Raw genomic sequence first — 8,735 nt, 5'->3', positions numbered from 1 at the left:
AGTGTTTTTGGACTTTTGCTTTATATTGAATTAAACAAATTATTAAAGTGTAAATGATTTGATAAAAACGGCAAATGACAGTAAAATATTTATAAAGGAGAGTGAGTTTATTGTCTTCAATTTTTACTATGATAATTTATTTCGTAATATTAATGGTGCTTCCTTTATGGGCACAACACAAAGTTAAATCTAACTATGAGAAATATTCACAAGTTAGATCAACTAGTGGTAAAACGGGTCGTGAAGTTGCATTAGAAATTTTACATGCAAACGGTATTTATGATGTCGAAGTTGTTAAAGGTGAAGGATTCTTAACAGATCATTACGATCCTAAAAAGAAAGTTGTTTCACTATCTCCTGCAAACTATGACAGACCATCAGTTGCTGGAACTGCAATTGCAGCCCACGAAGTTGGTCATGCCATTCAAGATCACCAAGGATATTGGTTCTTAAGATTCAGAGCAGCATTAGTACCTGTTGCAAACCTAGGGAGTTCATTAAGTTATATGATCATCATGTTAGGTATTATCTTAACAGCGATAGGTAGTGCATTTGGTTCAACTGCTTTATGGATTGGTGCTGGTTTAATGTCATTAGCGGTATTATTCTCAATTGTTACGTTACCAGTTGAGTTTGATGCGAGTTCAAGAGCGATGAAACAAATTACGGCATTGAACATTGTAAATGAAAAAGAATACAAGCATGCGCGTAAAGTATTATCTGCAGCAGCAATGACTTATGTTGCAGCAACTGCTGTCGCTGTAGCAGAGCTTGTACGTATTATTTTGATTGCGCGTTCAAGTGATTAATCTTATAGATTAACAATTAACTTAAATTAGACACTTATTAACTAGCTAATCACATTTTGTGTGATTGCTAGTTTTTTTGTGCTTATTTTTCTAATGGTAGATTATTCATTATATTATTTTATTGTAGTGGTACGAATCATAAAGTTATAATCCCAATTTCAATTGATTTAATTTAGTTAGGAATGCATTACATTTATATAAACTGAATTATTAAACTTCTAAAATAAACAACTTGTCATCTAGTTTAGCTAGAGTCAGTAGATTGCACTAAACATGCATGAGACTTCAAATTGATATATACTATATTAGAAATGCAATATAAGGAGAACGTAGAAATGAAATCAATGGTAGAAATGCAACGTGAAGTTGATGAATATATTGGACAATTTAAAACAGGATATTTTTCACCATTAGCTAACTTAGCTAGATTGACTGAAGAAGTGGGCGAACTTGCACGTGAAATAAATCATACCTATGGTGAAAAAAAGAAGAAAGATTCAGAGGAAGCAAATACGATTAAAGCAGAATTAGGTGATAATTTATTTGTGTTGTTATGTTTAGCGAATTCAATGGGAATAGATATGACAGAGAGCTTTAATGAAACAATGGAAAAGTTTAATACAAGAGATAAAAATCGATTCGAAAGAAAGTGAATTTAAAAATATATGCTTTATTTGGATTTGATTAAGATTAAAAACATAGACCAATGAATTGCATCGCATGAAATTATATTATTTTTAAAGTAAGTAGAACTAGATAAATGATTATATATACAACACCTGTTTTTAGATATTTGAAATTATAAACTCAACATTACTATAAACTTAAATTTAAACAATTATCTACGCATCGAGAATAATAGAAAGAGAAATAGAAAGAAAGGATGGGCAAGCGAATGAAGATAGGTATAACATGTTACCCGTCCATGGGTGGTTCTGGAATTATTGCCACAGAATTAGGAATTAAATTAGCAGAGCGAGGTCACGAAGTACATTTTATCACTTCAAATATCCCGTTTAGAATAAGAAAACCATTGCCGAATATGATTTTTCATCAAGTTGAAGTGAATCAATATGCAGTATTTCAATATCCACCGTATGATATTACGTTAAGTACTAAAATCGCTGAAGTTATTAAAGAATATGATCTTGATTTGTTGCATATGCACTATGCTGTACCTCATGCAATTTGTGGAATTTTAGCTCGTGAGATGTCAGGTAAAGATATAAAAATTATGACAACGCTACACGGTACTGATATTACTGTTTTGGGCTATGATCATTCACTCCAAGGTGCAATTAAATTTGGCATTGAAAAAAGTGATATTGTGACAAGTGTGAGTAAATCTTTAGCGCAAGAAACACATGAAATTATCGAAACTAACAAAGAAATTATACCGATTTATAATTTTGTACGTGAAAATGAGTTTCCAACTAAACATAACACAGCATTAAAATCACAATTTGGTATAGCACCAGATGAAAAAGTGTTAATACATGTATCGAATTTTAGACAAGTAAAACGCATAGATACTATTATAGAAACATTTGCAAAAGTACGTGAAAAGATACCTAGTAAATTAATTTTACTTGGAGATGGTCCTGAATTAGTGCCAATGCGTCAATTGACGAAAGAGTTAAACGTAGAAGAGGATGTTTTATTTTTAGGGAAACAAGATTGTGTAAGTGAATTTTATCAATTATCTGACTTAGTATTATTATTAAGTGAAAAAGAAAGCTTTGGACTAACTTTACTTGAGGCTATGAAAACAGGCGTCGTTCCAATTGGTTCAAATGCCGGTGGAATTAAAGAGGTTATTAAACATGGTGAAACTGGATTTGTTGTAGATGTGGGTGATTGTGATTCAGCGAGTGACTATGCTATCCGTTTACTTGAAGATAAGGCGTTATACAACAAACTTCAGAAAAACATGCTAGCAGATATTGCTGAACGTTTTGGATCAGAACTTATTACAGATCAATATGAGTATTATTATCAAAAAATGCTAAATGAGCATAACAAAAGTAAAGGCGAGTAATAATATGGATAAATCATTATTTGAACAGGCAAGGCCTATATTAGAACAAATTCAAGACAATGGTTTTGAAGCATATTATGTAGGTGGCTCTGTAAGAGATTATGTCATGGGAAGAAATATTCATGATATAGATATCACAACAAGTGCAACGCCGGATGAAATAGAATCTATCTTTAGTCATACGATACCTGTAGGTAAAGAACATGGCACCATAAATGTAGTTTTTAATGATGAAAATTATGAAGTGACAACATTCCGGGCTGAAGAAGATTATGTCGATCACCGTAGACCAAGTGGTGTTACATTTGTTCGGGATTTATACGAAGATTTGCAACGAAGAGATTTCACGATGAATGCGATAGCAATGGATACAGCATACAAATTGTATGATTATTTTGATGGTCAACAAGATATTAATAATCGAATAATAAGAACTGTAGGTATAGCTGAGGAACGATTCCAAGAAGATGCTTTACGTATGATTCGATGTTTAAGATTCCAGTCACAATTATCATTTGATATTGCAATGGAAACATTTGAAGCGATGCGTACACAAATGGCAGATATTAAATTTTTATCAATTGAGCGTATAGTGATTGAACTAACTAAATTAATGCGAGGTATTAATGTTGAAGAGAGTTTTAATCATTTAAAATCGCTGAAAGCATTTAATTATATGCCATATTTCGAACAACTTGATATGAATCAAATTAATGTAACTGAACCAATTGATTTAGAATTGTTGATTGCTATAGTGTCAGTTAAATTTGATATTAATTACTCATTGAAGCCTTTAAAGCTAAGTAACCGACAAGTAAAAGATATCAATCAATATATTCAAATTATGAATGCATTACCAAGTATTATTACAAAAGAACAATTAAAAATGTTTGTTTATGATTATGATACGAATCTCATTAAAAATGTAATGGTTGCAGCAGACGTGTTAAAGGCAAATGATATTCAAGGACATGAACCATTAATCGTTAACCTTCAAACGATTGATGAAACATTACATCGTTTACCTATGCATAATAGAAAAGACATGATGGTTAATGGCGGTGTACTTATGGCACATTTAAATGCCAAAAGTGGTCCGTGGTTAAAAGATGTGCTAAGACAAATTGAGATAGCGATTGTAACAGGTAAAGTAAGCAACGAAGAAACTGAAATTTTGAAATGGGTGGATAATCATGTCAAAATATAGTCAAGATGTACTTCAATTACTCTATAAAAATAAACCGAATTATATATCTGGACAAAGCATTGCGGAATCACTTAATATTTCACGCACTGCAGTAAAAAAGGTGATTGACCAATTAAAGTTAGAGGGATGTAAAATTGATTCAGTAAATCATAAAGGGCATTTATTACAACAACTCCCAGATATTTGGTATCAGGGTATAATAGACCAATATACAAAAAGTTCTGCTTTGTTTGATTTTAGTGAAGTATACGATTCAATAGATTCTACACAACTTGCTGCGAAAAAGTCACTTGTTGGAAATCAATCTTCATTTTTTATCTTGAGTGATGAACAAACGAAAGGTCGTGGGCGATTTAATAGACATTGGAGTTCTTCAAAAGGGCAAGGACTTTGGATGTCTGTCGTGTTAAGACCTAACGTTGCATTCTCAATGATATCTAAATTTAATTTATTTATTGCATTAGGGATAAGAGATGCGATTCAACATTTTAGTCAAGATGAAGTCAAAGTGAAATGGCCGAATGATATATATATTGATAATGGTAAAGTGTGTGGTTTCTTAACTGAAATGGTTGCTAATAATGATGGTATAGAAGCAATAATATGTGGTATAGGTATTAATTTGACGCAACAACTAGAAAACTTTGATGAAAGTATTAGACATAGAGCAACAAGTATACAATTACATGATAAAAATAAATTAGATAGATATCAATTTTTAGAGAGATTACTTCAAGAAATTGAAAAAAGATATAATCAATTTTTAACGTTACCTTTTTCTGAAATTCGTGAAGAATATATTGCAGCTTCTAATATTTGGAATAGAACGTTGCTATTTACAGAAAATGATAAACAGTTTAAAGGACAAGCAATTGATTTAGATTACGATGGCTATCTAATTGTTAGAGATGAAGCGGGTGAATCACACCGTTTAATTAGTGCAGATATAGATTTTTAACACTAAAGCAAGGAGAGATAGCTATGGGTATGGCAACCTATGCCGTTGTGGATTTGGAAACAACAGGCAACCAATTAGATTTTGACGATATCATTCAAATTGGTATAACGTTTGTGCGCAATAACCAAATTATTGATACATATCATTCTATGATTAGAACAAATTTAGAGATTCCGCCGTTCATTCAAGCGTTAACATCCATTGAAGAAAATATGCTACAACAAGCGCCATATTTTAATCAAGTTGCACAAGAAATCTACGATAAGATAAAAGATTGCATTTTTGTCGCTCATAATGTAGATTTTGATTTGAATTTTATTAAAAAGGCATTTAAAGATTGTAATATTCAATATCGTCCCAAAAAAGTTATAGATACACTAGAAATCTTTAAAATAGCTTTTCCTACAGATAAAAGCTATCAATTAAGTGAATTAGCAGAGGCACATGGTATTACCTTAGCAAATGCCCATCGAGCTGACGAAGATGCCGCTACTACTGCTAAATTGATGATATTAGCTTTTGAAAAATTTGAAAAGTTACCGTTAGATACTTTGAAGCAATTATATTATTTAAGTAAACAGTTGAAATACGATTTGTATGATATTTTCTTTGAGATGGTTAGGCAATATGATGCAAAGCCATTGGATAAATCGTACGAAAAGTTCGAACAGATTATCTATCGTAAGCAAGTTGATTTTAAAAAGCCGACAACAAATTATAATGGCAGCTTGAAGTCTTTATATAGCAAAGCTGTAGATCAACTTGGCTTAACATATCGACCGCAACAATTATATTTAGCGGAAACTATATTAGATCAGCTCATGCATAGTGAAAAAGCAATGATTGAAGCATCACTAGGCAGTGGTAAATCATTAGCATATTTACTTGCGGCCTTGATGTATAATATTGAAACTGGGAAGCATGTCATGATTTCTACCAATACTAAATTACTGCAAAGTCAATTGTTAGAAAAAGATATTCCAGCAATGAATGAAGCGTTAAATTTTAAAATTAATGCACTATTGATTAAAAGTAAAAGTGATTACATTTCATTGGGACTTATTAGTCAAATTTTAAAAGATGACACAAGTAATTACGAAGTGAATATCTTGAAAATGCAATTGTTAATTTGGATTACAGAGACGCCGTCCGGAGATATACAGGAATTAAATTTAAAAGGTGGTCAAAAGATGTATTTTGACCAGAAAATTGAAACATATGTACCGGCACGTCACGATGTTCATTATTATAATTTTATTAAGCGAAATGCACAGAACATTCAAATTGGTATTACAAATCATGCACATTTAATTCATTCTGATGTTGAAAATTCAATATATCAATTGTTTGATGATTGTATAGTGGATGAAGCACATCGCTTACCAGACTATGCCTTAAATCAAGTGACAAATGAGTTGAGTTATGCTGATATTAAATATCAGCTTGGTTTGATTGGTAAAAACGAAAATGAAAAATTGTTAAAGGCAATCGATCAACTGGAAAAGCAGCGAATTTTGGAAAAATTAGATATTGCACCAATTGATATTTTTGGCTTGAAGGCTAGTATGAATGAGATTCATGAGTTAAATGAGCAATTGTTCTCAACGATATTTACGATTATCAATGATTCTGATGTTTATGATGATGATATTCATCGCTTCCATAATGTATTTACTTTTGAAACAAAAGACATTTTGAAGGATTTACATGCGATTATCGATAAGTTAAATAAAACGCTAGAAATATTCAATGGCATTAGTCATAAAACAGTTAAATCATTACGGAAACAGTTGTTGTATTTAAAAGATAAATTTAAAAATATCGAACAAAGTTTAAAAGCTGGACATACTAGTTTCATTTCAATTAAAAATTTATCTCAAAAATCAACAATACGTTTATATGTGAAAGATTACGCTGTAAAAGATGTATTAACGAAACAAGTATTGGAAAAATTTAAATCACTCATTTTTATATCTGGTACTTTAAAATTTAATCATTCGTTTGAAGCTTTTAAACAGTTATTCAACAAAGATGTTCACTTTAATACATTTGAAGTTAACACGTCGTTACAAAGTGCAAAAAATACAAGTGTATTTATACCGAGTGATGTAGCATCTTATCAATATAAAAATATAGATGAGTATGTAGCATCGATTGTAAGCTATATTATTGAATATACGACTATAACGTCATCAAAATGTTTAGTCTTATTTACGAGTTATAAAATGATGCATATGGTACAAGATATGCTAAATGAATTGCCAGAATTTGAAGATTATGTTGTATTAACACAACAGCAGAACCAAAATTATAAAATAGTACAACAGTTTAATAATTTTGATAAGGCCATACTGCTTGGTACGTCAACATTTTTTGAAGGTTTTGATTTTCAAGCAAATGGTATTAAATGTGTGATGATAGCGAAGTTACCGTTTATGAACAAGCATAATGCAAAATATTGGCTTATGGATTCTGAATTCACTTCAACTTTCAAGGAATATGTATTACCTGATGCAGTTACACGTTTTAGACAAGGACTTGGAAGATTAATTAGAAGTGAAAATGATCGCGGCATAATAGTTTCATTTGATGATCGACTTATAAACAGTAATTATAAAAACTTTTTTGAACAAACACTTGAAAATTATCGTCAGAAAAAAGGCGACATTCAACAGTTTGGAAAATTATTAAGACAAATTCAAAAAAAGAAAAAGTGAAATACAAAGTAAAATTCTTGTGACATGACATGTGCTATGTTCTGTTACAAGAATTTTTGTTTGGTCGTCAAAATTTGAGTTTTATAATTAAACTTGAATGTTAGCACAAAAAACGACCTTCATACTAATAATATTGAGGCTTTATTATATATTTTGTCTGAAACTGATGATTGTATTGTCTTAATATAAATTAATGTTCAAATCTGTGCGTAAATCATTACCATTTACACGTTATCTTTTAGTCTAGTTCTAGAACTTGAAAGCGGATTTTGTTAAAATGAATGAGTATTGTATAACGAAAAAATAAATAGGAGAATGGTTATGAAAACAACGATTAAACAAGCGAAAGATCATTTAAACCAAGACGTTACAATTGGTGCTTGGTTAACAAATAAACGTTCAAGTGGTAAAATCGCCTTTTTACAATTACGTGATGGAACAGGCTTTATGCAAGGCGTAGTAGTTAAATCAGAAGTTGATGAAGAGGTATTCAAACTTGCGAAAGAAATTGCTCAAGAATCATCTCTATACGTTACAGGCACAATTACAGAAGATAATCGTTCTGACTTAGGATACGAAATGCAAGTGAAATCAATTGAAGTTATTTCAGAAGCGCATGACTATCCGATTACACCTAAAAATCATGGTACAGAATTCTTAATGGATCACCGTCATTTATGGTTACGTTCTAAAAAACAACATGCTGTAATGAAAATTAGAAATGAAGTTATTCGTGCAACGTATGAATTTTTCAACAAAGATGGATTTACAAAGGTTGATCCACCAATTTTGACAGCAAGTGCACCAGAAGGTACAAGTGAATTATTCCATACTAAATACTTTGATCAAGATGCGTTTTTATCTCAAAGTGGTCAGTTATACTTAGAAGCTGCAGCAATGGCACACGGAAAAGTATTTTCATTTGGTCCAACTTTCAGAGCTGAAAAATCAAAAACACGTAGACACTTGATCGAGTTCTGGATGATTGAAGGGGAAATGGCTTTCA

Annotated in this window: 7 protein-coding genes; all 7 read left to right on the top strand. The window is 31.1% G+C overall.

The genetic code is table 11. From position 1 onward, the window contains the following. Positions 1–128: 128 nt before the first annotated feature. The gene (locus IDG60_RS00365) at positions 129–809 is read left to right on the top strand and encodes a zinc metallopeptidase (protein WP_001827022.1); all 681 of its coding nucleotides are present in this window, start codon (positions 129–131) and stop codon (positions 807–809) included. 335 nt (positions 810–1,144) lie between these two features. After that, positions 1,145–1,462 (top strand): nucleotide pyrophosphohydrolase, encoded by a 318-nt coding sequence (locus IDG60_RS00360; RefSeq protein WP_000839926.1) that lies wholly within the window; start codon positions 1,145–1,147, stop codon positions 1,460–1,462. Positions 1,463–1,704: 242 nt separating this feature from the next. Continuing rightward, positions 1,705–2,847 carry an N-acetyl-alpha-D-glucosaminyl L-malate synthase BshA gene (gene bshA, locus IDG60_RS00355; protein ID WP_000690025.1) on the top strand — a complete coding sequence of 381 codons (1,143 nt, stop codon included), beginning with the start codon at positions 1,705–1,707 and terminating at the stop codon, positions 2,845–2,847. A gap of 4 nt (positions 2,848–2,851) precedes the next feature. Further along, positions 2,852–4,054 carry a CCA tRNA nucleotidyltransferase gene (locus IDG60_RS00350; RefSeq protein ID WP_000361540.1) on the top strand — a complete coding sequence of 401 codons (1,203 nt, stop codon included), beginning with the start codon at positions 2,852–2,854 and terminating at the stop codon, positions 4,052–4,054. After that, complete coding sequence (locus IDG60_RS00345; protein ID WP_000049921.1) at positions 4,041–5,012, top strand: biotin--[acetyl-CoA-carboxylase] ligase; 972 nt, start codon at positions 4,041–4,043, stop codon at positions 5,010–5,012. Before IDG60_RS00350 ends, IDG60_RS00345 begins: the two co-directional genes overlap by 14 nt. 23 nt (positions 5,013–5,035) lie before the next feature. Then, positions 5,036–7,729 (top strand): ATP-dependent DNA helicase DinG, encoded by a 2,694-nt coding sequence (locus IDG60_RS00340; RefSeq protein WP_000525081.1) that lies wholly within the window; start codon positions 5,036–5,038, stop codon positions 7,727–7,729. A gap of 321 nt (positions 7,730–8,050) precedes the next feature. Next, positions 8,051–8,735: amino acid--tRNA ligase-related protein (locus tag IDG60_RS00335; protein WP_241013311.1), on the top strand; the 685-nt coding region annotated here is incomplete at its 3' end.

The sequence above is a fragment of the Staphylococcus sp. EG-SA-2 genome, assembly GCF_017152085.1.
Note: the sequence above shows the minus strand (reverse complement) of the source record. Positions and strands in the feature narration are given on the sequence as shown.